Below are 19,755 nucleotides of genomic sequence, written 5' to 3' on the forward strand. Positions count from 1 at the left end.
GGCTCCGCGTATCCGAGTATCAGCTCGGCGCGTGGTGTCTATCACTACCCGGCGGTAATGCAAAGTAGACTGCACTGTCGGCCGAGTCGTTTCGGTCCAGGACAGAGCCATTTCCCATAAGGAGCACATTCGTGGACGAGGCCCTCGCCAGAGCAGGCATCTTCCAAGGCGTCGAGCCCACCGCGGTGGCCGCTCTCGCCAAACAACTACAGCCCGTTGATTTTCCGCGCGGCCACGTCATCTTCAACGAGGGTGAGCCCGGCGACCGGCTGTACATCATCACCTCGGGCAAGGTGAAGATCGGCCGCCGCTCCCCCGACGGCCGGGAGAACCTGCTGACGATCATGGGCCCGTCCGACATGTTCGGCGAGCTCTCGATCTTCGACCCGGGCCCGCGGACCTCGACGGCCACCACCGTCACCGAGGTCAGAGCCGTCACCATGGACCGGGACGCGCTCAAGGCGTGGATCGACCAGCGTCCGGAGATCGCCGAGCAGCTGCTGCGGGTGCTCGCCCGCCGCCTGCGGCGCACCAACAACAACCTGGCCGACCTGATCTTCACCGACGTGCCGGGTCGTGTCGCCAAGGCGCTGCTGCAGCTCGCCCAGCGCTTCGGCACCCAGGAAGCGGGCGCCCTGCGGGTGACCCACGACCTGACCCAGGAAGAGATCGCCCAGCTGGTCGGCGCCTCCCGCGAAACCGTGAACAAGGCCCTGGCCGACTTCGCGCACCGCGGCTGGCTGCGGCTCGAGGGCAAGAGCGTGCTGATCTCCGACTCGGAGCGACTGGCGCGCCGCGCTCGCTGACGCGAGACGGACAAACGAATACGTCGAAGGATCGGGCATCACCTCCGTAGCGGTGCCCGATCCTTTCGCGTTTCCGTGCGATCCGTGTGCCTAGCCCTGCGAACGCAGGTAGGCCAGCTGGGCTTTCACCGAACTGCGCGCGGCGGGCCAGAGCCGCTTGTCGACATCGGCGTAGACCTCGGCGACGATCTGCAGGGATTTGGCGTTGGGGCCCAGCTTCTCCAGCGCCGCGCGCACCTGGTTCAGGCGCTCCTCGCGGTGCGCGATGTAGTAGCGGATGACCGGTTCGGCATCCGGATGGTCCGGGCCGTGCGCCGGGAGCAGGGTGCGGCCGGGAGCCACCGACACCAGGCGATTCAGCGAATCCAGGTACGCGGCCAGCGCGCCGTCGGAGGATTCGAGGACCGTGGTCCCACTCCCCAGGACGGTGTCGCCGGTGAGCAGGACTCGCTCGTCGTCCGGGCCGTCGACCAGAAAACTCAGGGAATCCCCGGTGTGACCGGGGGTGGCGAGCACGGTGATGCGCACGCCGGCCGCCTCGATGACCTCACCGTCGGCCAGGACCGTGCCCGAGCCGCGCAGGAAGTCGGAGCCCTTGGCGCGCACCGGGGTTCCGGTGGCCTTCACCAGGTGGTCGATGCCGCCCGTGTGATCCGCGTGCTCATGGGTGATCAGGGTCAGCACGATCTCGCCGCCGGTCGCGCGGACCAGCGCCTCGGTGTGCTTGCGATCCTTCGGACCCGGGTCCACCACAACGTATTCCGTGGCGCCGGGGGCGCGGAGCAGCCAGGTGTTGGTGCCCTGCAATGTCATTCCGCTGGGGTTGTCGGCCAGGACGACGGCGGCGGACGGAGTCACTTGCCGCAGTTGTTCGTACGCGGGGTGGGTGAGCGTCATACTTTTCCGTCCTAATGCACCGCGCGTGATGCGTCCAGTGTTGGACGCATCACGCTTTCGACTGTGCCCCAAGCATTTCGGGGTTATCGCACCTCGGCGATGAGCTCCACCTCGACCGGGGTGTTCAGCGGCAGCTCGTTGACTCCGACCGCGGAGCGGGCGTGCACCCCGGCCTCGCCGAGGACCGCGCCCAGCAGCTCGGACGCGCCATTGATGACCAGCGGCTGACTGTTGAAACCCGCCGCCGAGGCCACGAAGCCGACCACCTTGACGATGCGCACGACATTGTCGAGGCCGACCAGGTCGTGCACCACCGCGAGCGCGTTGAGCGCGGCCAGCTTGGCCATCTCCGCGCCCTGCTCGATGGTGATCTCGGCGCCGAGCTTGCCGGTCAGCGGCAGTTCGCCGTTGACGAACGGCAGCTGGCCGGAGGTGTAGACGTAGTTGCCGGTCCGGACGCCCGGCACGTACACCGCGACCGGCTTCGGCGCGACCGGCAGTTCGAGTCCGAGCTCCTTCAGGTTCTCGGCCCAGGTCATCAGTTCTTCGCCCGCTTCAGGTAGGCGACGTGCTGTTCACCGGTCGGTCCGGGCAGCACGGTGACGAGTTCCCAGCCGTCGGAACCCCACTGGTCGAGGATGGCCTTGGTGGCATGGGTCAACAGGGGCACCGTCGCGTACTCCCACACGGTCACTTCACTCATGCGCTGAGAGTAGCCCCGGCCGCGTTCCCCCAGTGCTGCACCCCATCTGCCTCCGCTTCGCTACGGCTGTTCGCGGCCCTCGTAACCTCGGCCTTCCCTCCTCCGCTCCTCCGCTCCGCTCCCGTTTCCGCTCCAAGCGCGGGGAGGCGGAGCGCAGTCCAGGCCGAGGCGGGCCGCGAACCAGAAGTGGTGTATCAGACAGTTTGTCGCGCCTGTGGGCAGGAATACGGAACGAGTTATAGGCTCGCGAGCGTGGGAGTACCGATAGCAGTGCCCGTTTCGGTTGAGCCGGGGGTCGAGGCAGGTTGGCCGGAGCGGGCGGACAAGGCCCGCCTGCATTACGTATCCGGGAAGGGGGGCACCGGGAAGTCGACGGTCGCCGCGGCGCTCGCGCTGGCACTGGCCGCCGGGGGGCGCCGGGTGCTGTTGGTCGAGGTCGAGGGCAGACAGTCCATCGCGCAGCTGTTCGATCTGCCGCCCTTGCCGCCCACCGAGACTCGCATCGCCACCGCGGACGGCGGCGGCGAGGTGATGGCGCTGGCCCTCGACGTCGAGCACGCCTTCCTGGAATACCTCGACATGTTCTACAACCTGGGCTTCGCCGGCCGGGCCATGCGCCGGGTCGGGGCCATCGAGTTCGTCACCACCATCGCGCCGGGCCTGCGGGACGTCATCCTCACCGGCAAGATCAAGGAATGCGCGGTGCGGGCCGACAAGTCCGGCAAGCCCGCCTTCGACGAGATCGTCATCGACGCGCCCCCGACCGGCCGGATCGCCAGCTTCCTGGACGTCACCCAGGCCATGGCCGACATCGCCGGCGGCGGGCCGATCGCCTCGCAGGCCGAAGGCGTGTCCAAGCTGCTGCACTCCGAGCAGACCATGATCCACCTGGTCACGCTGCTGGAGGCGCTGCCGGTGCAGGAGACCGCCGACGCGGTCGCCGAGCTCACCGCCAACGACCTGAACATCGGCACGGTCATCGTGAACCGGGCCAGCGAGGGCTACCTGCCGCGCAACGTGCGCGAACGGGCCGCCCTCGGCGAGGTCGACGTCGACGCCCTGAAGGCCGGGCTCGCCGAGGCCGGAGTCACCTTGTCCGAGGCCGATTTCCAGGGCCTGATCACCGAGACCGTCGAGCACTCCGCACGCCTGGCCGCCCAGGACGAGAGCGCCGCCGAGCTGTCCCAGCTCGACATCTCGCGGCTGTACCTGCCGTCGCTCACCGACGGCATGGATCTGGGCGGGCTCTACGAGCTGGCCGAAGTCTTGAGCGCGCAGGGGGTTCGCTAGTCATGGTCGTTCCGGCAGGCACTGTGCCCCTGGATATCTCGAAGATCATCGCCGACCCGTCGGCGCGGATCGTGGTGTGCTGCGGTTCCGGCGGCGTCGGCAAGACCACCACGGCCGCGGCCATCGCGCTGCGCGCGGCCGAGGCCGGCCGCAAGGTCGTGGTGCTGACCATCGACCCGGCCCGCCGCCTGGCCCAGTCACTGGGCGTCAGCGATCTGGGCAATGTGCCGCAGAAGGTCGAGCTGGGGCCGGAGGCCGAGGGCGAACTGTTCGCCATGATGCTGAACATGCGCCGCACCTTCGACGACATGGTGCTCGAGCACACCACCCCGGACAAGGCCGAGCAGATCTTCGCCAACCCGATCTACCAGACCGTGGCGTCCTCCTTCGGTGGCACGCAGGAGTACATGGCCATGGAGAAGCTCGGGCAGCTCGCCGCCAAGCGGGAGTGGGACCTGATCGTGGTCGACACCCCGCCCTCGCGGAACGCCCTGGACTTCCTGGACGCGCCGAAGCGGCTGGGCAACTTCCTCAACGGCAAGATGATCCGGGTCATCATGGCCCCGGGCCGCGGCGTCGGGAAGTTCGTCGCGGGCGCCATGAGCCTCGCCCTGCGCGGTGTCTCGACCATCGTCGGCGGCCAGCTTCTCAAAGACGCCAGTGTCTTCTTGCAGTCACTGGAATCCATGTTCGGCGGCTTCCAGGATCGGGCCGACCGCACCTACGCGATGCTGTCCCGGCCGGGCACCCACTTCCTGGTGGTGGCCGCGGCCGAACCGGACGCGCTGCGTGAGGCCAGCTTCTTCGTGGACCGGCTCTCGACCGACAAGATGCCGATGGCCGGACTGGTGCTCAACCGCACCCACCCGGTCCTGAGCTCGATGTCCGCCGAGCAGGCGCAGGTCGCTGCGGATCGCCTGGTCCCGGAATCCGAGAACGGTGCGACGCCGGAACCCGAGGTGGAGACGCCGGAGGCGCTCGCGGCCGCGGTGCTGCGCATCCACGCCCATCGGGCCGCCACCGCCAAGCGGGAACAGCATCTGCTGCACCGGTTCACGGGCGCTCACCCGAGCGTGCCCATCGTGGCCGTCACCGCGCTGCCCTTCGAGGTGGCCGATCTGGAGGCGCTGCGCGCCGTCGGTGACCAGCTCGTCGAGGCCGGCGACAAGCCCGCCTGACGCGGACCCGCCGAGCCCTCGGCTCGGTTTTCGGCTTTCGACCCTTTGGTTTGAAATGCCCGATCCGACCCCGGACACGGATCGAGCCCGCTCCCGCGGGCTCGATCCGTTCTGCTTATAGGGGGGATCTAGGTAAGGGATACTCGCTTACATCGCTACCTTCTGTGATCGCTGGACGCGGAAGAAGTCCGCCCAGCTCGTCACCTCCGGGTGCTGCTTCAGCAGCGCACGGCGCTGCCGCTCGGTCATACCGCCCCACACACCGAACTCGACTCGGTTGTCGAGGGCGTCAGCACCGCACTCCATCAGCACCGGGCAGTGCCGGCAGATGGTTGCGGCCTTGCGCTGTGCCGCGCCACGCACGAACAGCTGGTCGGGATCCACTTCCTTGCATCGGGCCTGGGAAACCCAGGCGATTCTCGCTTCGGCCTGCTCCACGTCCAATCGAGCGATCGGGGTAGTCATGTGCATTTGGTGTGCCCCTTTGCAGTCCGAACACCGGGTCACGGCGCTCCAGAATCGCGAGTGCAGCGCGCAGTTACCCAACCCCACTGCGTTCTGCACCACATTCCACTTTGAGTGTTAGCTCTATCACACTGGGTTCTCAATCTAGGTAAAGGTGTGCGGCCTGCGCAAGACCGTCCCGAGATTTTCTGGTACGTCCGTCCACGCATTCGTTGCCAAGAACCGGGCAGTCCGTACCTTTAGGGACGAAAGGACACCCGTGTGGGGACGGAAGGACACCCATGGCGGGCGAACACCGAGTGTCCGAAAGGCCAATTAGGCTAGGGCCCGTGCCGATCACACGAACGCTCTGGAGACTGGCAGGCGCGTGCGTCTTGGCAGCCGTGCTGCTGGCCGGATTGCTGTTCCCGTTGGCCGGTGGCTTCGGGTTCATCTCCAACCGGGCCGCCGACGCCGTCGACAACGTCTCCGCCGAACTTGTCGAGGGCAGCGTGCCCGCGGTCTCGACCATGGTGGACACCAATGGGACGCCTTTCGCCTGGCTGTACGAGCAGCGCCGCTTCGAGGTGCCCAGCGACAAGATCTCCAACAACATGAAGCTGGCCCTGGTCTCGGTCGAGGACAAGCGCTTCGCCGACCACCACGGTGTGGACTGGCAGGGCACCTTCCGGGCCTTCCTGACCAACACCTCCGGCGGCCAGGTCTCCCAAGGTGGCTCGACCCTCGACCAGCAGTACGTGAAGAACTACCTGCTGCTCGTGGTGGCCAAGACCGACGCCGAGCGCCGCGCCGCCACCGAGACCACCCCGGCCCGCAAGATCCGTGAGATCCGCATGGCGCTGACGCTGGACAAGCGGCTCACCAAGGACGAGATCCTCACCCGGTATCTCAACCTGGTGCCCTTCGGCAACGGCTCCTACGGCATCCAGGACGCCGCGCAGACGTACTTCGGCGTGGACGCCAAGGACCTGACCATGACGCAGTCGGCCATGCTGGCCGGCATGGTGCAGTCCAGCTCCAAGCTGAACCCGTACACCAACCCCACGGGCGTGCTGGAGCGCCGGAACACCGTGCTCGACACCTTGATCCAGAACGTGCCCAGCCGGGCGGAGGAGTTCCGTAAGGCCAAGGACACAGGCCTGGGCGTGCTGCCCGAGCCCAAGGGCCTCTCGCGCGGCTGCATCGCGGCCAACGACCGCGGCTTCTTCTGCGACTACGCGATGCAGTACCTGACCAACGCCGGCATCAGCCGCGATCAGCTGGAGAAGGGTGGCTACCTGATCAAGACCACCCTGGACCCGGCCGTGCAGGACCAGGTGCGGGACTCGCTGGCCGCCAACACCAACCCGAACCTCGACGACATCGCCGAGGTCATGAACATCATCGCCCCCGGCCAGGACTCGCATCCGCTGCTGGCCATGGGCTCGAGCCGCGTCTACGGCCTGGACGCGGGCGCGCATCAGACCGTGCAGCCGCAGCCGTACTCGATGGTCGGCGACGGCGCGGGCTCGATCTTCAAGATCTTCACCACGGCCGCGGCCATGGAGAAGGGCCTGGGCATCAACGCCACCCTCGATGTTCCGGCGTTCTTCTCCGCCAAGGGCATGGGTAACTCCGGCACGCCCGGCTGCCCGCCCGAGACGTACTGCGTGAAGAACGCGGGCGCCTACAAGGGTTCGATGTCGGTGACCGAGGCGCTGGCCACCTCGCCGAACACTGCCTTCGTCAAGCTGATCCAGGCCGTCGGCGTGGCCCCGACCGTGGACATGGCGATCCGGCTCGGCATGCGCTCGTACACCCTGCCCGGCACCTCCGGCCACGGGAACCAGAGCCTCGCGGACATGATCAAGGATCAGAACCTGGGCTCGTTCACCCTGGGACCGGTCGCGATCAACCCGGTGGAGCTGTCGAATGTGGCCGCCACCCTGGCCTCCGGCGGCAAGTGGTGCCCGCCCACCCCGATCCGGGAGGTGATCGACCGCAGCGGCAAGCAGGTGCCGCTGACCCAGCAGGCGTGTGAGCAGGTGGTCGACCCGGGTCTGGCGAATACCCTCGCGGTGGCGCTGGGCCAGGACGTGGTGAGCGGCACCGGTGCCGGTTCCGCGCATTCCGTCGGCTGGAACATTCCGACCTCGGCGAAGACCGGCACCACCGAGAGTCACCGGTCCTCGGCCTTCCTGGCCTTCACCAACGGTTTCGCGGGCGCCTCCTACGTCTACGGCGACAGCCCGACGCCCGGTGAGATCTGCTCGTTCCCGCTGCGCAGCTGCGGCAGCGGAAACCTGTACGGCGGTAACGAGCCGGCCCGCACGTACCTGGGCGCGATGAAGAACGTGCTCGATCGGTTCCCGCCGGCCGCGCTGCCGCCGGTCGACGACAAGTACGTGCGCGGATCGAACAACTCGCAGATCCCGGATGTGATCGGCATGCAGCAGGCCGAGGCCAACGCGGCGCTGGTCGGCGCGGGCTTCCAGGTGTCGGTGGTGACACAGCCGGGCGCGGGCAAGGGCACGGTCATGAACGTGTCGCCCAATGGCTCGGCGATTCCCGGCTCGGTGATCACCATGTACGTCAGCGACGGCAGTCAGCTGCCGGTGCCGACGCCGCCGAACGCACCGCCGACGGTGCCGGGGCTGCCGGGCATCACGATCCCGGCGCTGCCGCCGATCCCGATCCCGATTCCCATCCCGCGCTAGCCGGATACGAAAGGCCCGGAGCGAGTCATCCGCTCCGGGCCTTTCGTATTAATAGCGGTACCGCATGAACCGCCGTCGTAACCGTCTCAGAGGCGGGCCTTCACGGCCGCGGAGATCCGGGTGCCGTCGGCGCGCCCGGCGGCCAGCGCGGTCGCGGCCTTCATGACCTGACCCATCTGCCGCATGCCCGGCCGCTCGCCCAGCTGCTCGGCGACCTGCGCGATGGCGGTGTCGGCGATGTCGCCGACCTCGGCCTCGGTGAGCTGGGTGGGCAGGTACTCGTCGATGATCGATTCCTCGGCGCGCTCGTTGGCGGCGAGCTCGCCACGCCCGGCCTGCTCGTAGACCACGGCGGCCTCGTTGCGCTTCTTCGCCTCCTTCTGCAGGACGGCGATGATCTCGGGGTCGGAGAGCTCGCGCGCCTCGGGTCCGGCGACCTCGGCGTTCTGGATCGCCGACAGCAGCATCCGCAGGGTGCCTAGGCGCAGCGCGTCCTTGCTCTTCATCGCGGCGGTCATATCCGTGCGCAGCGTGGTTTTGAGTTCCGACATGAGCGACACGCTACGAGGGACTTCTATCGTGGTCCAGCTCATTTGACTCGATGTTTCTCCGTCGGGTCGCCTATTCTGGGCAAATGCCCGTCTTCTCGACCACCGCCCTCAGCCGTGCCGCCCTGGGAGCCGCCGGGGCCGCGGTCGCCGGAATCGGATACGCGACGCTCATCGAGCGCAACGCCTTCACCCTGCGGGAGGCGACGCTGCCGGTGCTGGAACCGGGCAAGCCGTCGCTGCGGGTGCTGCACATCAGCGACCTGCACATGATGCCCGGGCAGCAGTTGAAACAGGCGTGGCTACGCGAGCTGGATCGACTGGAACCGGATCTGGTGGTGAACACCGGGGACAACCTCTCGCACCTGAAGTCGGTGCCCGCCGTGGTGCAGGCGCTGGGCGGATTGCTCGGGCGCCCCGGCATTTTCGTGTTCGGGTCGAACGACTACTTCGCGCCGGTGCCGAAGAACCCGCTCAAGTACTTCAAGAAGGACCACAAGCGCGTCTACGGCGAGCCGCTGCCCTGGCAGGACATGCGGGCCGCGTTCACCGAGCGCGGCTGGCTGGACCTGACCCACGTGCGCCGCGATATCGAGGTGGCGGGCGTGAAGATCTCCACCTCTGGCGTGGACGACCCGCACCTGAAGCGGGACCGCTACGAGACCGTCGCGGGCGCGCCGAATCCGCTGGCGGACTTGAGCATCGGGCTCACCCACTCGCCGGAGCCGCGGGTGCTGGACCGGTTCGCGGCCGACGGCTACGACCTGGTGATGGCCGGGCACACCCACGGCGGGCAGCTGTGCGTGCCCGGTTTCGGCGCGCTGGTGACCAACTGCGGGATCGACCGGGCCCGGGTGAAGGGCGCGTCGCGTTGGGGCGCGCACACCCGGCTGCACGTGTCGGCCGGTCTGGGCACCTCGCCGTGGGCTCCGTACCGGTTCTGCTGCCGCCCGGAGGCGACGCTGCTGACGCTGGTCGGCGCGCCGCCGAAGAAGCCGGTGGCCGAGTCGGGGCGCGGCCGGGCCGCGTCCTCGGAGGCCGTCGCCCACTGAATCCGCCGCGGCGATATGCCCTGAGCGTCTGCCGCGATATACAGCGCGGTATGTAGTCGTCAGTCAGGGGGCCATCGTGACCAGTGGAGACAACCACCGCGACGAGGCCGGTTCGGAACCCGATCCGAATTGGTGGCAGGGCGCGCCCGCGCAGGAGCCGGGATGGGGACAGCCGGGATATCCGGCGCCCCAGCCGAATCAGCCGCCGGCGTGGCCGCAGCAGGGGTATCAGCCGACCACGCCGATGCCCGCCGGGCAGTACGCGCCGCCGCCGCAGTATCCGCCGACGCAGGCGTTCGCCCAGCCGCCCGGCTACGGTCAGCAGCCGTATCCCCCGCCGCCTGGCGGCGGTAAGAGCAAGGCGTGGTTGTTCGGCGGGCTCGCCGTGCTGGTGGTGGCGATCGTCGCGGCCGTGGTGGTGGTCGCGCTGGTGAACAAGGGCTCGAATTCGCCGTCGGCCAAGTCGAATACGACGCCGTCGCTGATCAGCGCGCTCACCTCGACCACCGCCAAGCCGCCGTCCTCGGGCAAGCCGACGCCCGGCAAGACCACCGCCCCGAAGGCGACCGATACGCCCGGCGCGGTGATTCCCGGCTATCAGGTCGTGACGATCCCGAACAACGGTGCGGCCTATGACATTCCGCAGGGCTGGAAGCTGGACCACACCGGTCAGGACTCGTTCAGCAAGGGCACGGACTCCGTTCCGGTGGCCGGGCTGGCGCAGGACGGCGTCGACTACTGCCCGGAGAACGTGCGCACCAACGTCTTCCTGACCCAGTCCGACGAGACCGATCCGGGCAAGGCCGCCACCGACATCGGAACCCGCCTGGGCCGCATCGGCTGGTCCACCTCCACCGGCACCACGCCCGGCGCACCCGAGTCGTTCCAGTCCTCGGACGGACAGTTGCAGGGCGTCTACCTGGAGACCAAGGGGACGGCCACCCCGTCGACCTCGGGTTGTGCGTCGACCTACTCGATCTACACCTTCGCGTTTCCCGGCGACAGCGGCGCTTTCGTGTTCACGATCGCCGCGGACACCGGAGTCGCGCAGGCGGTGGACGCGACCTTGGCGAAGAAGATCCTCGCCAGCATCCGCCCGATCCAGTAGGCGGCACGACTCGTCGGACAGGGGGCTGCGGTGAGCGGAGAACGCGACGACCAGGGCGACGACCCGGATCGAACGGCATCCAGCGGCGACTGGTGGCAGGGCCCGGTCCACAACCGCCCCGCCACCCCGCCTGTGCCGCCGTACCGCCCGACCCCGAATCCCCCTGCCCCCGAACCGAACCCGTACCGATCCGGACCGAGCCCCCAGGTTTCCGGTTCGAATCCGCACGCCTCCGGACCGAATCCCCAAGCGTCCGGCCGTAACCCGTACGCGTCCGACCCCAATCCCTACGCCTCGGGGCCGAATCCGGTTCCACCAGTCGCGAATTCGTACGGCACCGGCCCCGCCCCCGTGTCACCCGGCTCGCCACTGCCCGGCACCTATCCACCCCCGCGCGGCGATCGTGGCCGCCTGTGGCTGCTGGCGGCCATCGGCGCGGTCGTGGTGGCGATCGTCGCCATCGCCGCCATCGTGTTCGTCGTGCGCGATTCCGGCTCCACCCCGGATCCCACCACTCCACCGTCGTCGGCCGAGCCGACCACCACGGCCCCGCGCACCTCCACGACCGCCCCGGCCTCCACTCTGACCCCACGCATCCCCGGCTACCAGGTGGTGGTCCCCAAGGACCTGAAGGCCGCCTGGGACGTCCCCCAGGACTGGACCGTCGACCTCTCCACCGCCAAGTACGGCACCGACGCCGACCACATCCCCGCCGCCGGTTTCGCCCAGGAGGGCGTCGACTACTGCCCGAACAATGTGCGCACCAACATGTTTCTCTCCACCTCCGATCTCTCCGACGCCACCGCCGCGGCCACCGACATCGGCGCCCACGCCGCCCGCATCGGCTGGTCCACCCAATCCTCGTCGAAAGCGGGCACCCCCCAACCCCTGGACTCCGGCGACAACACCCTCCACGGCACCTTCGTCGAGACCACCGGCACCCTCACCGCCCCCGCCGGCTGCGCTACCACGTTCTCGGTCTTCACGTACGCCGTGAGCGCCGGCCCCACCAGCGGCTCCCTGGTCCTGGTCATAGTCGCCGACACCGGCGTGGACCGCTCCGTCTCGGCCGATCTAGCCCGCCGAATCTTCGCCACTTTCCGCCTCCTTTAGCCCCCTGACCAGCCGATTTAACACCTGGACAACGGGTGCGCTAAGCTACTGCAGGTTCACTTCACGGGGTGTGGCGCAGCTTGGTAGCGCGCTTCGTTCGGGACGAAGAGGTCGCAGGTTCAAATCCTGTCACCCCGACTGTGTGGTTGAGACACAACTCGGCCCCCGGCTCTTACCAGAGCCGGGGGTTTTGTGTTTCCCGAGTTCAGACCGTGGACCCGCGATCGGGTCCGGTCACACCGCGGGTTCCTCGTACCGGATGCGATGCCCGGCGGCAATGGGGTTGATCTTGGCCGGGTCGAGGGCGCCCGCGGTGAACACGGTCGGCCCCGCCTCGATCAGATCCTCCAGATAGCACTCCCAGCCGCCCGGTGACGAGATCTGGATGAGCCGCGGCGGGAGGGCGGAGCCGCGGCGCAGCGCGTGCGGAATGCCATGTGGGAGTAGGACGAACATCCCGGCGGTGGCGCGCTCGACCCGGTCGTCGAATTCCACTTCGAGCGTGCCGTCCAGCACGTAGATGCATTCGTCGGCCACATGATGGGTGTGGCGGGGGATGTCGTGCGCGAGGGTGACTTCCAGGAGTGAGAAGCGGCCTTCGGTATCGGCGGTGGTGGCCTTCACGGCGAACGCGGGCGGCAGGGGCACGCGGCCCGGTCGAACCGCGCCGACGTCGAGCAGCAGAAATCGATTGTGGGACATGGTGGTACCCTTCGACTCAAGAGAAACGGAACCGGAATCCGGATCCGTTTTGAGTGTAGGCCGGAAGGGAACCCAGGTGTCAAGCCCATCATCACCGTCGCGCAAGCCGCGCGCGGATGCCTCCCGCAATCGTGACCGCATCCTGGACGCCGCACGAAACCTGTTCGCGGAGCGGGGAAGCCAGGTCCAGCTGCCGGAGGTGGCGCGGGCCGCGGGTGTCGGGATCGGCACCGTGTACCGGCACTTCCCGACCCAGGCCGACCTGATCGAAGCCGCGGCCGCGCAACGCTTCGCCGAGATCGGGGAGTACGCGCGCACCGAATGCCTGGACCGCTCCGAGCCCGGACGCGCGGTGCTGCGCTACCTGACCCATGTCGGCACCATCCTGGCGGCCGACAGCGGATTGTCGGCTGCCATCGAAGCCGCCCGCCGATCGCGCGGCAGTGAACCGCGCGGTGCGGCCCTGGAACAGCTCGCCGAGATCATCGGCGCCCTCATCGAATCCGATCGGGCCGCCGGAACGGTGCGCCCGGACCTGTCCGTCGCCGACGTCTACATGGTCGTCGGCGCGCTGTCGGCCACCATTCGCTCCGGTAGCGGCGACTGGCGCCGGTTGCTCACCCTGTTGTACGAGGGGCTGCGGGTCTAACCGGCCCCGTGGTTGTCTCGCGTGGCCGCGTTCGGCATGCGCAGGTGGCGGCTGAGGTCGCCCGTCAAGTGCATCGTGACTCGGCGCTCGGCGAATCGCCACTGCCCGTCGAGGCATTGGAAGCGGTCGCGGTAGCGGCCCGCGGCTATGGCCTGCAAGGGCAGGTCCGGGAGGGCCTGGAAGACGGTGAAGTAGGCGCGCGCCGTGGCCGTGGTCGCCGGGTCGTCGAATTCCAGCGCGATGTTGGTGGTGACGTGGTGGGTGCGTGGGGTGCCGTCGTCGTAGCGAATCACCAGGCTGGTGAACATGCGCTCGATGGCGGCGCTGCCGCGGACCGATCCGCCGTTGCCGACGAATTCGGCGTCCTCGAACAGCGCGCCGACGCCGGCGAAGTCTCCGGTGTCGATCAGGTCGGCGTATTTCGCGATCAGGTTCGTCACGGCGGTGGTGTCGGCGGCGGTGCTCATGGAGCGGACGATACGCGTCGGTCACCCGGCGACGGGGCGAAGTCGGGTGGTGGCCAGGCGGTTTGCGTGGGCGGTGAGGAGGGTGCGCAGGGCGGCGGTGGTGGCGGGGTCCGCCGGGGTGAGGATCGTGAGGGTGTGGTCGGGGTCATTGGGGCTGGTGAGGCTGTCGTAGGCGACGGTGAGGTCGCCGGCTTCGGGGTGGCGGATGCGTTTGGTGCCGTGGCTGCGGTCCTGGACGGTGTGGTCGTCCCACCAGTCGGCGAATTCGGGGCTGTCCGTGTGCAATTCGGCGATGAGGGCGCGCAGACCAGGGTCGGCCGGGTGGCGGGCCTGGTTGCGGCGGAGGATGCCGACGGTCTCGCGGGCGATGCGCGCCCAGTCGAGTTGACTGGCACGGATGCCGGGATCGAGGAGGGTCAGGCGGGCGGTATTGGTGCCGGAGTCGAATCCGGGGCCGAAGAGGGCCACGGCGGCGGTGTTGCGGGCGAGGACGTCCAGGCGGAAGTCGGTCAGGTAGGCGGGAAGGGCGGGCATGCCGTCGAGGATCGCCAGGAGCGAGGCGGGCGGGGCGGCGACGGGGGTGCGGGCCGGGGGTGTGGCGCCGCGGGCGATGAGGTGGAGGTGGGCGCGTTCGGTGCCGGTGAGGCGCAGCGCCTCGGCGAGGGCGTCGAGGATCGCGGCGCCGGGGGTGCCGACGCGGCCCTGTTCGAGGCGGATGTACCAGTCGATGCTGACGGCGGCGAGCTGCGCGACTTCCTGCCTGCGCAAGCCGGGGGTGCGGCGTCGGCCGACGGCCGGGAGACCCGCTTGCTCCGGTGTCAGCCGCTCACGCATGGCGCGTAGGAACGCGCCGAGCTCCTGGCCGGATGTCGTTGTGTCCACGCTCGCTCCTTCACTCGGGACCAGCGTAGGAGCGGCCGGGTGGTACGCGGAATACCAGGGTGCGGAGGCTCTCCCTGGGGCTTCCGGATTCCGGGATGCTCGTCGTGTCATTCGAACACGAGGAGAACCGCCATGACTCGCATCGCACGCACCGTTTCCGCGACCTTCGCCGTGGCGGCCCTGCTGTCCGCCGCCGCCTGCGGCAATGACGGGGATTCGACGCCCACCACCACGAATCCGGCTGCGTCCGTGCAGGTTCGGCCCGTGGTCCCGGCCTCGGCCGCGCAGTTCACGGTCACCACCCCGGACGGCACCGCCGAGCACGCCTTCCCCGCAGACTTCTACGCGGGAGCGTTCGGCTGCACCGCCGCCAATCACGCCCCGCGCTTGCAATGGTCGGGAGCTCCGGCGGCCGCGAAGAGCTTCGCGGTCACCATGTTCGATCCGGACGCCCCGACCGGCGCGGGCTTCTGGCACTGGCTGAACTGGGATATCCCCGCCACCGCAACCGATTTCACCGCGGGCGCGGCGGGCGTCGCGGGGACCAATGACGCGGGCGCCCCCGGCTACCTGGGCCCATGCCCGCCCGCCGGCGACCGACCGCACACCTATCAGATCTCGGTCCTGGCCCTGGACACCCCGAGCCTGGGCCTGCCCGCCGCCACCACCCCGGCGGTCGCCTCGTTCTCGATGGGCTCGCACATCATCGGCGTCGCGCACCTGTCGCTGACCGCGCAGCGCCCCTGACCCGAACGCACAGGGTCCCGGCCATCTCGGCCGGGACCCTGTGTCGTGGAACGGTTTACCGCAGCCGTCAGCCCAGGTGCAGGCGACGCATGAGGCGCAGCGTGACCAGGGTCGACTTGAGCTGCTTCTCGTACGGCATGGACGAGCGGGAGGCCATGATCTGCTTCTTCTGGACACCGACATTGATGGTGTCGGTGTACTTCAGCAGGCCGGCCGCGCCGTGCCGGGTGCCGACGCCGGACTGCTTGACGCCGCCCGACGGCGTGCCCTTGGCGGCGTAGCTGGTGATGAAGCCGTCGTTGATGTTGATCGAGCCGGAATCGATGCGCTCGGCGAGTTTCGTTGCACGGTCGATGTTTCCGGTCCAGATGGCGGCGTTCAGTCCATACGCGGTGTCGTTCGCGAGCGCCACGGCCTCGTCGTCGGTCTTGTACTTGTAGATGCTGACGACCGGCCCGAAGGTCTCCATGGTGGCCAGCGCCATGTCCTTGGTGACGTCGGTGAGGACGGTCGGCTCGAAGAAGGCCGGTCCGAGATCGGGACGCGGGTTGCCGCCGGTGACGACGGTCGCGCCCTTCTCCCGTGCCTCGTCGACATGCGCCGCCACGCGCTTCATGTGGTCGACGGAGACCAGCGACCCCATCTCGGGTTCGAAGTCGTAGGACGCGCCCGTCTTCGCGGCGAGTTCCTCCGCGGCCGCGCTGAACCGGCGCAGGAACTCGTCGTAGATGCGTTCCTGCACGTAGATGCGCTCGATGTGCATGCAGATCTGGCCGGCGTTGCCGAAGGCGGCGAACAGGATCGACGGGATGGCCTCGTCGAAGTTGACGTCGTCGAGCACGATCATCGGGTTCTTGCCGCCGAGCTCGAGGCTGCATCCGATGAGGTTGCGCCCGGACTGCTCGCCGATGGTGCGGCCGGTGGCGGTGGAGCCGGTGAACATGACGAACTCGACATTGTCGATCAGGGTCGGGCCGACGTCGGGGCCGACGCCGCAGACCACCTGGACGAGCCCGCGCGGCAGCCCCGCCTTGTGCAGCAGTTCGATGCCGTACAGCGTGCACAGCGCGGTCTTGTTGTCCGGCTTCATGATCACGCCGTTGCCCGCGATGAGCGCCGGGGTGGAGTCGGACATGGAGATGGCGAACGGGAAGTTCCACGGCGCGATGACCGCGACGACGCCCTTCGGCCGGTGCTCCTCGGTGGAGGAGGTGATGACCGGCATGGGCCCGGAGCGCTTCTTGGGCTTGAGCGTCTTCTCGGCCGTCTTGAGGTATTGCGCGATCACCAGCGGGGTGTCGCACACTTCCTCGATGGCCATGCGCCGGGCCTTGCCGCAGCCGATCTGGATCAGGTCGGCGAGCGTCTCGATCTCGGTGAGCAGCAGCTCGTGGGCGCGCTCGAACACGGCGAGACGGTCCTTGAGCGGCCGGGCGGCCCATTCCTTCTGCGCGGCGCGGGCCATTTCGGCCGCTGCCACCACGTCTTCGGGGGAGGATTGGGGCAGGTAGCCGACGACGTCGCCGGTGTAGACCTCGGTCATCTCGAAGGGCTCGCGGGCCTCGCCGGCCTTGCCCGCGGTCACCATCGCGGTCAGCCGGTTGACGAGGGATTCCGTGACGCGCGGCGGCAGCTTGGCCTTGCTCGTTGTGCTCATGGGACTCTCTCCACTACTTGCCGCCCGTGACGGCGGTCACCATGATCCAAACTAGAACACGTTATTGTTTAGGACAACGGCGCGGGGTACTTTCGTGCCGGAATCTTGGTTCGTCCATATCGAAAGAAGGGTCGGCGATGACCGCAGCGACTGCTGAAACCCCCGCCAACACCGAGCCGCACGCGCTGGTCGAGAAGCGTGGCGCGACGCTCATCGTCACCATGAACCGCCCGAAGTCCAAGAATGCGCTGACCGGCGAGATGCTGGCCATCATGACCGAGGCGTGGGACACGGTCGACAACGATCCGGAGATCCGCTCCTGCATCCTCACCGGTGCCGGCGGCGCGTTCTGCGCGGGCGCGGACCTGAAGAACATGAACAAGAACAAGCCCGAGGACGGCATGAAGGAGGGTTCGGCCTTCGACCCGTCCCGCATGCCGGGTCTGCTCAAGGGCCGCCGTCTGACCAAGCCGCTGATCGCGGCGGTCGAGGGCGCGGCCATCGCGGGTGGCACCGAGATCCTGCAGGGCACCGACATCCGCATCGCCGGTGAGAGCGCCAAGTTCGGTGTGTCCGAGGCGAAGTGGAGCCTGTTCCCGATGGGCGGCTCGGCGGTGCGCCTGCCGCGCCAGATCCCGTACACCGTGGCCGCGGAGCTGCTGCTGACCGGCCGCCACATCACCGCCGCGGAGGCGCTGAACTTCGGTCTGATCGGCCACGTGGTGCCGGACGGCACCGCGCTGGACAAGGCCCTGGAGATCGCCGAGCTGATCAACAACAACGGCCCGCTGGCCGTGCAGGCGATCCTGAAGGTCATCCGCGACACCGAGGGCCTGCACGAGGAAGAGGCGTTCAAGATCGACGCCAAGGTCGGTCTGCCGGTCTTCCGCAGCAATGACGCCAAGGAAGGCCCGCGCGCGTTCGCCGAGAAGCGCAAGCCGAACTTCCAGGGCAACTGAGGAATTCGAGGTGGCGACGGAACCTCTCCCGTCACCACCTCGAACCATCAGCGGGCGGCCACTTCCTCGGCGAGGAATCCGCCGGACTGGTGCCGCCACAGCTGCGCATAGGTGCCTTCACCGTGCAGCAACTCTTCGTGGCTGCCCTGTTCGACGATCCGCCCGCGATCGAGCACGATGAGCCGGTCCATCCCGGCCACGGTGCTCAGCCGGTGCGCGACCACCAGCGCCGTACGCCCTTCCATCAACTCCCAGAGCGCCTGTTGCACCAGGAGCTCGCTCTCGGAGTCGAGGGCGCTGGTGGCCTCGTCCAGGAGCAGGATCGGCGCGTCGCGCAGGATCGCCCGCGCGAGCGCGACCCGCTGGCGTTGTCCGCCGGACAGTTTCACGCCGCGCTCGCCGATGAGCGTGTCCATGCCGTCGGGCAGCCCGTCCGCGAATTCGGTGACGTGCGCGGCCTTGGCGGCGCGCCGCACCTCCTCATCGGTGGCCTCGGGCCGGGCGAAGCGGATGTTGTCGCTCAGCGACCGGTGGAACATGGCCGGGTCCTGCGGCACGTAGGACAGCAGGCTGCGCAGATCGCTCTGACGCAGTCGCGAGATGTCCTGTCCACCAATGCGGATCACGCCGCCGTCGATGTCCATCATGCGCAGCAGCAGCTGGGTGAGCGTGCTCTTGCCGCCGCCGGACCGGCCGACCAGACCGATGCGCGCGCCGCTGGGCACGTCCAGATCCAGGCCGCGGAACAGCGGCTGCGCCCCCGGGTGCGCGAAGTTCACCTGCTCGAACCGGATGTCGGACCCCTTGGGCCGCAGGGGTTCCGGTTCGGCGACGTCTAGCACGGTCGGCGATTCCAGCAGTAGTTCGGTGAACTGCGCGGCCTCGGTGGTGGTGCTCTCCAGCCGCCGGTAGATCTGGTTGAACCGGAACATGATCCCGGTGGCGTTCCAGTAGTAGGTGAAGGCCACCATGATCACCTCGACCGACGCGTGCCCGCCGCCCATGCCGAGGGCGATGAGCAGACCGGCCACATTGACGATCACCATCAGCGGGGTGATGGCGGTGTCGATGTAGAGATTGTTGTAGTCCCACGACAGCAACGACTTTCGCCGTTGCACCGCGACCCGCCGCCGGTGTTCGGCGATCTCCTCGGGTTCGGCCGCGAAGGCCCGCACCGCCTGCATGTTCGACAGGGTGTCGGAGACGTGCCCGGACACCAGGGCGATGGCCGCCTCACGATCGTCGACCAGATGCTGGCGGCGGCGGATGAGCGGGGCGACGACCACGCCGCTGACGGCGATGAGGCCGAGCAGCACGATGACCAGCATCGGGTCGTAGCGCCACAGCACCACCGACGCGAAGGTCAGCGGCACGAAGGCGGCGACGATCTCGAAGGCGAAGGTGTCGGCGAAGTCCTCGAACCGGGTGGCGAAACTCAGCGCGCGCTTGGTCAGCGAGCCCGCGAAGTTGTTGTGGAAGAACGCGGAGTCCTTGGCGAGGAGTTCGTCCATCGCGGTGTTGTAGAGATTCTCGATCCCGTTGGCGTCCAACCGGTTCAGGAAGTGGATGCCGATGCGCCAGCACACCTCGGCGATGAACAGCAGCGCGCCGAACCCCACCACGTAGGGCGCGAGCGCGCCGATGGACGAGTCGCCGGTGGCGGCGACCTTGCCGACGACAATCGCGACCAGCAGCGGCGCGATGTAGAGCTGGCAGATATTGCCGAAGGCGGGCCCCAGCATGGCCGTGATCGTGATGGCTTTGCGCCGGGCCATTTCCCGGCCGTAATAGCGCAGAACCAGCCGTACCGCGGACGTGCGCGTACTCATTCATCCC

At 68.4% G+C, this 19,755-nt stretch carries 20 protein-coding genes and 1 tRNA gene; 11 read left to right on the forward strand and 10 right to left on the reverse strand.

Translation table 11 applies throughout. The features are described 5' to 3' along the window. Positions 1 to 131 precede the first annotated feature (131 nt). Positions 132 to 806, forward strand: a complete 675-nt coding sequence (locus ACWEOI_RS03665) for a Crp/Fnr family transcriptional regulator (protein ID WP_019044571.1) — start codon at positions 132 to 134, stop codon at positions 804 to 806. A 90-nt stretch (positions 807 to 896) separates the two neighbouring features. On the opposite strand, the gene ACWEOI_RS03670 is transcribed toward ACWEOI_RS03665, so the two are convergent. The 3 genes from ACWEOI_RS03670 to ACWEOI_RS03680 all read right to left on the reverse strand — a co-directional run bounded on the left by ACWEOI_RS03670 (position 897) and on the right by ACWEOI_RS03680 (position 2,406). After that, entirely contained in the window at positions 897 to 1,703 is an 807-nt protein-coding gene (locus ACWEOI_RS03670; RefSeq protein ID WP_433670030.1) for an MBL fold metallo-hydrolase, read from the reverse strand. An 83-nt stretch (positions 1,704 to 1,786) separates the two neighbouring features. Continuing rightward, positions 1,787 to 2,242: a RidA family protein gene (locus tag ACWEOI_RS03675; RefSeq protein WP_404204432.1), complete on the reverse strand. Its 456-nt coding sequence runs from the start codon at positions 2,240 to 2,242 to the stop codon at positions 1,787 to 1,789. Further along, a complete protein-coding gene (locus ACWEOI_RS03680) occupies positions 2,242 to 2,406 on the reverse strand; it encodes a hypothetical protein (protein ID WP_404204436.1) in 165 nt (54 codons plus the stop codon). The genes ACWEOI_RS03675 and ACWEOI_RS03680 overlap by 1 nt, the downstream gene beginning before the upstream one ends. Before the next feature lie 270 nt (positions 2,407 to 2,676). On the opposite strand from ACWEOI_RS03680, the gene ACWEOI_RS03685 reads away from it, so the two are divergent. Continuing rightward, positions 2,677 to 3,696: an ArsA-related P-loop ATPase gene (locus ACWEOI_RS03685; protein WP_433670029.1), complete on the forward strand. Its 1,020-nt coding sequence runs from the start codon at positions 2,677 to 2,679 to the stop codon at positions 3,694 to 3,696. 2 nt (positions 3,697 to 3,698) lie between these two features. Next, the gene (locus ACWEOI_RS03690; RefSeq protein WP_433670027.1) at positions 3,699 to 4,874 is read left to right on the forward strand and encodes an ArsA-related P-loop ATPase; all 1,176 of its coding nucleotides are present in this window, start codon (positions 3,699 to 3,701) and stop codon (positions 4,872 to 4,874) included. A 147-nt stretch (positions 4,875 to 5,021) separates the two neighbouring features. On the opposite strand, the gene ACWEOI_RS03695 is transcribed toward ACWEOI_RS03690, so the two are convergent. After that, the gene (locus tag ACWEOI_RS03695; protein WP_033089817.1) at positions 5,022 to 5,345 is read right to left on the reverse strand and encodes a WhiB family transcriptional regulator; all 324 of its coding nucleotides are present in this window, start codon (positions 5,343 to 5,345) and stop codon (positions 5,022 to 5,024) included. 323 nt (positions 5,346 to 5,668) lie between these two features. Here ACWEOI_RS03695 and ACWEOI_RS03700 point away from each other — a divergent pair, with 323 nt between their 5' ends. Further along, positions 5,669 to 8,035: a penicillin-binding protein gene (locus ACWEOI_RS03700; RefSeq protein WP_433670025.1), complete on the forward strand. Its 2,367-nt coding sequence runs from the start codon at positions 5,669 to 5,671 to the stop codon at positions 8,033 to 8,035. Between the two features lie 86 nt (positions 8,036 to 8,121). On the opposite strand, the gene ACWEOI_RS03705 is transcribed toward ACWEOI_RS03700, so the two are convergent. After that, positions 8,122 to 8,586, reverse strand: a complete 465-nt coding sequence (locus ACWEOI_RS03705; protein WP_357087687.1) for a GatB/YqeY domain-containing protein — start codon at positions 8,584 to 8,586, stop codon at positions 8,122 to 8,124. An 83-nt stretch (positions 8,587 to 8,669) separates the two neighbouring features. Here ACWEOI_RS03705 and ACWEOI_RS03710 point away from each other — a divergent pair, with 83 nt between their 5' ends. From ACWEOI_RS03710 to ACWEOI_RS03725, 4 genes are all read left to right on the forward strand, one after another. Next, positions 8,670 to 9,635 carry a metallophosphoesterase gene (locus tag ACWEOI_RS03710; protein WP_452358851.1) on the forward strand — a complete coding sequence of 322 codons (966 nt, stop codon included), beginning with the start codon at positions 8,670 to 8,672 and terminating at the stop codon, positions 9,633 to 9,635. 76 nt (positions 9,636 to 9,711) lie between these two features. Next, a complete protein-coding gene (locus ACWEOI_RS03715) occupies positions 9,712 to 10,743 on the forward strand; it encodes a hypothetical protein (RefSeq protein ID WP_452358852.1) in 1,032 nt (343 codons plus the stop codon). Between the two features lie 30 nt (positions 10,744 to 10,773). Beyond that, the gene (locus tag ACWEOI_RS03720; protein ID WP_452358853.1) at positions 10,774 to 11,856 is read left to right on the forward strand and encodes a hypothetical protein; all 1,083 of its coding nucleotides are present in this window, start codon (positions 10,774 to 10,776) and stop codon (positions 11,854 to 11,856) included. A 64-nt stretch (positions 11,857 to 11,920) separates the two neighbouring features. After that, positions 11,921 to 11,994, forward strand: a tRNA-Pro gene (locus ACWEOI_RS03725). A gap of 96 nt (positions 11,995 to 12,090) precedes the next feature. On the opposite strand, the gene ACWEOI_RS03730 is transcribed toward ACWEOI_RS03725, so the two are convergent. Next, positions 12,091 to 12,558 (reverse strand): cupin domain-containing protein, encoded by a 468-nt coding sequence (locus ACWEOI_RS03730; RefSeq protein ID WP_452358854.1) that lies wholly within the window; start codon positions 12,556 to 12,558, stop codon positions 12,091 to 12,093. 76 nt (positions 12,559 to 12,634) lie between these two features. On the opposite strand from ACWEOI_RS03730, the gene ACWEOI_RS03735 reads away from it, so the two are divergent. Continuing rightward, positions 12,635 to 13,207: a TetR family transcriptional regulator gene (locus ACWEOI_RS03735; protein WP_433670014.1), complete on the forward strand. Its 573-nt coding sequence runs from the start codon at positions 12,635 to 12,637 to the stop codon at positions 13,205 to 13,207. Here ACWEOI_RS03735 and ACWEOI_RS03740 read toward each other — a convergent pair. Both ACWEOI_RS03740 and ACWEOI_RS03745 read right to left on the reverse strand, forming a co-directional pair. Then, complete coding sequence (locus ACWEOI_RS03740; RefSeq protein ID WP_452358855.1) at positions 13,204 to 13,674, reverse strand: nuclear transport factor 2 family protein; 471 nt, start codon at positions 13,672 to 13,674, stop codon at positions 13,204 to 13,206. The genes ACWEOI_RS03735 and ACWEOI_RS03740 overlap by 4 nt on opposite strands. A gap of 21 nt (positions 13,675 to 13,695) precedes the next feature. Further along, complete coding sequence (locus tag ACWEOI_RS03745) at positions 13,696 to 14,556, reverse strand: helix-turn-helix transcriptional regulator (protein ID WP_452358856.1); 861 nt, start codon at positions 14,554 to 14,556, stop codon at positions 13,696 to 13,698. Positions 14,557 to 14,688: 132 nt separating this feature from the next. On the opposite strand from ACWEOI_RS03745, the gene ACWEOI_RS03750 reads away from it, so the two are divergent. Continuing rightward, positions 14,689 to 15,303 (forward strand): YbhB/YbcL family Raf kinase inhibitor-like protein, encoded by a 615-nt coding sequence (locus ACWEOI_RS03750; RefSeq protein WP_452358857.1) that lies wholly within the window; start codon positions 14,689 to 14,691, stop codon positions 15,301 to 15,303. A 67-nt stretch (positions 15,304 to 15,370) separates the two neighbouring features. Here the strand turns inward: ACWEOI_RS03750 and ACWEOI_RS03755 are convergent, their stop codons facing one another. Then, positions 15,371 to 16,960, reverse strand: coding sequence for a succinic semialdehyde dehydrogenase (locus ACWEOI_RS03755; protein ID WP_433670007.1), 1,590 nt, complete (start codon positions 16,958 to 16,960; stop codon positions 15,371 to 15,373). Between the two features lie 137 nt (positions 16,961 to 17,097). Here ACWEOI_RS03755 and ACWEOI_RS03760 point away from each other — a divergent pair, with 137 nt between their 5' ends. Further along, entirely contained in the window at positions 17,098 to 17,919 is an 822-nt protein-coding gene (locus tag ACWEOI_RS03760; protein WP_357087710.1) for a crotonase/enoyl-CoA hydratase family protein, read from the forward strand. Between the two features lie 47 nt (positions 17,920 to 17,966). Here the strand turns inward: ACWEOI_RS03760 and ACWEOI_RS03765 are convergent, their stop codons facing one another. Beyond that, a complete protein-coding gene (locus tag ACWEOI_RS03765) occupies positions 17,967 to 19,748 on the reverse strand; it encodes an ABC transporter ATP-binding protein (RefSeq protein WP_452358858.1) in 1,782 nt (593 codons plus the stop codon). Between the last annotated feature and the right edge of the window lie 7 nt (positions 19,749 to 19,755).

The sequence above is a fragment of the Nocardia sp. NPDC004340 genome (genome assembly GCF_053602575.1).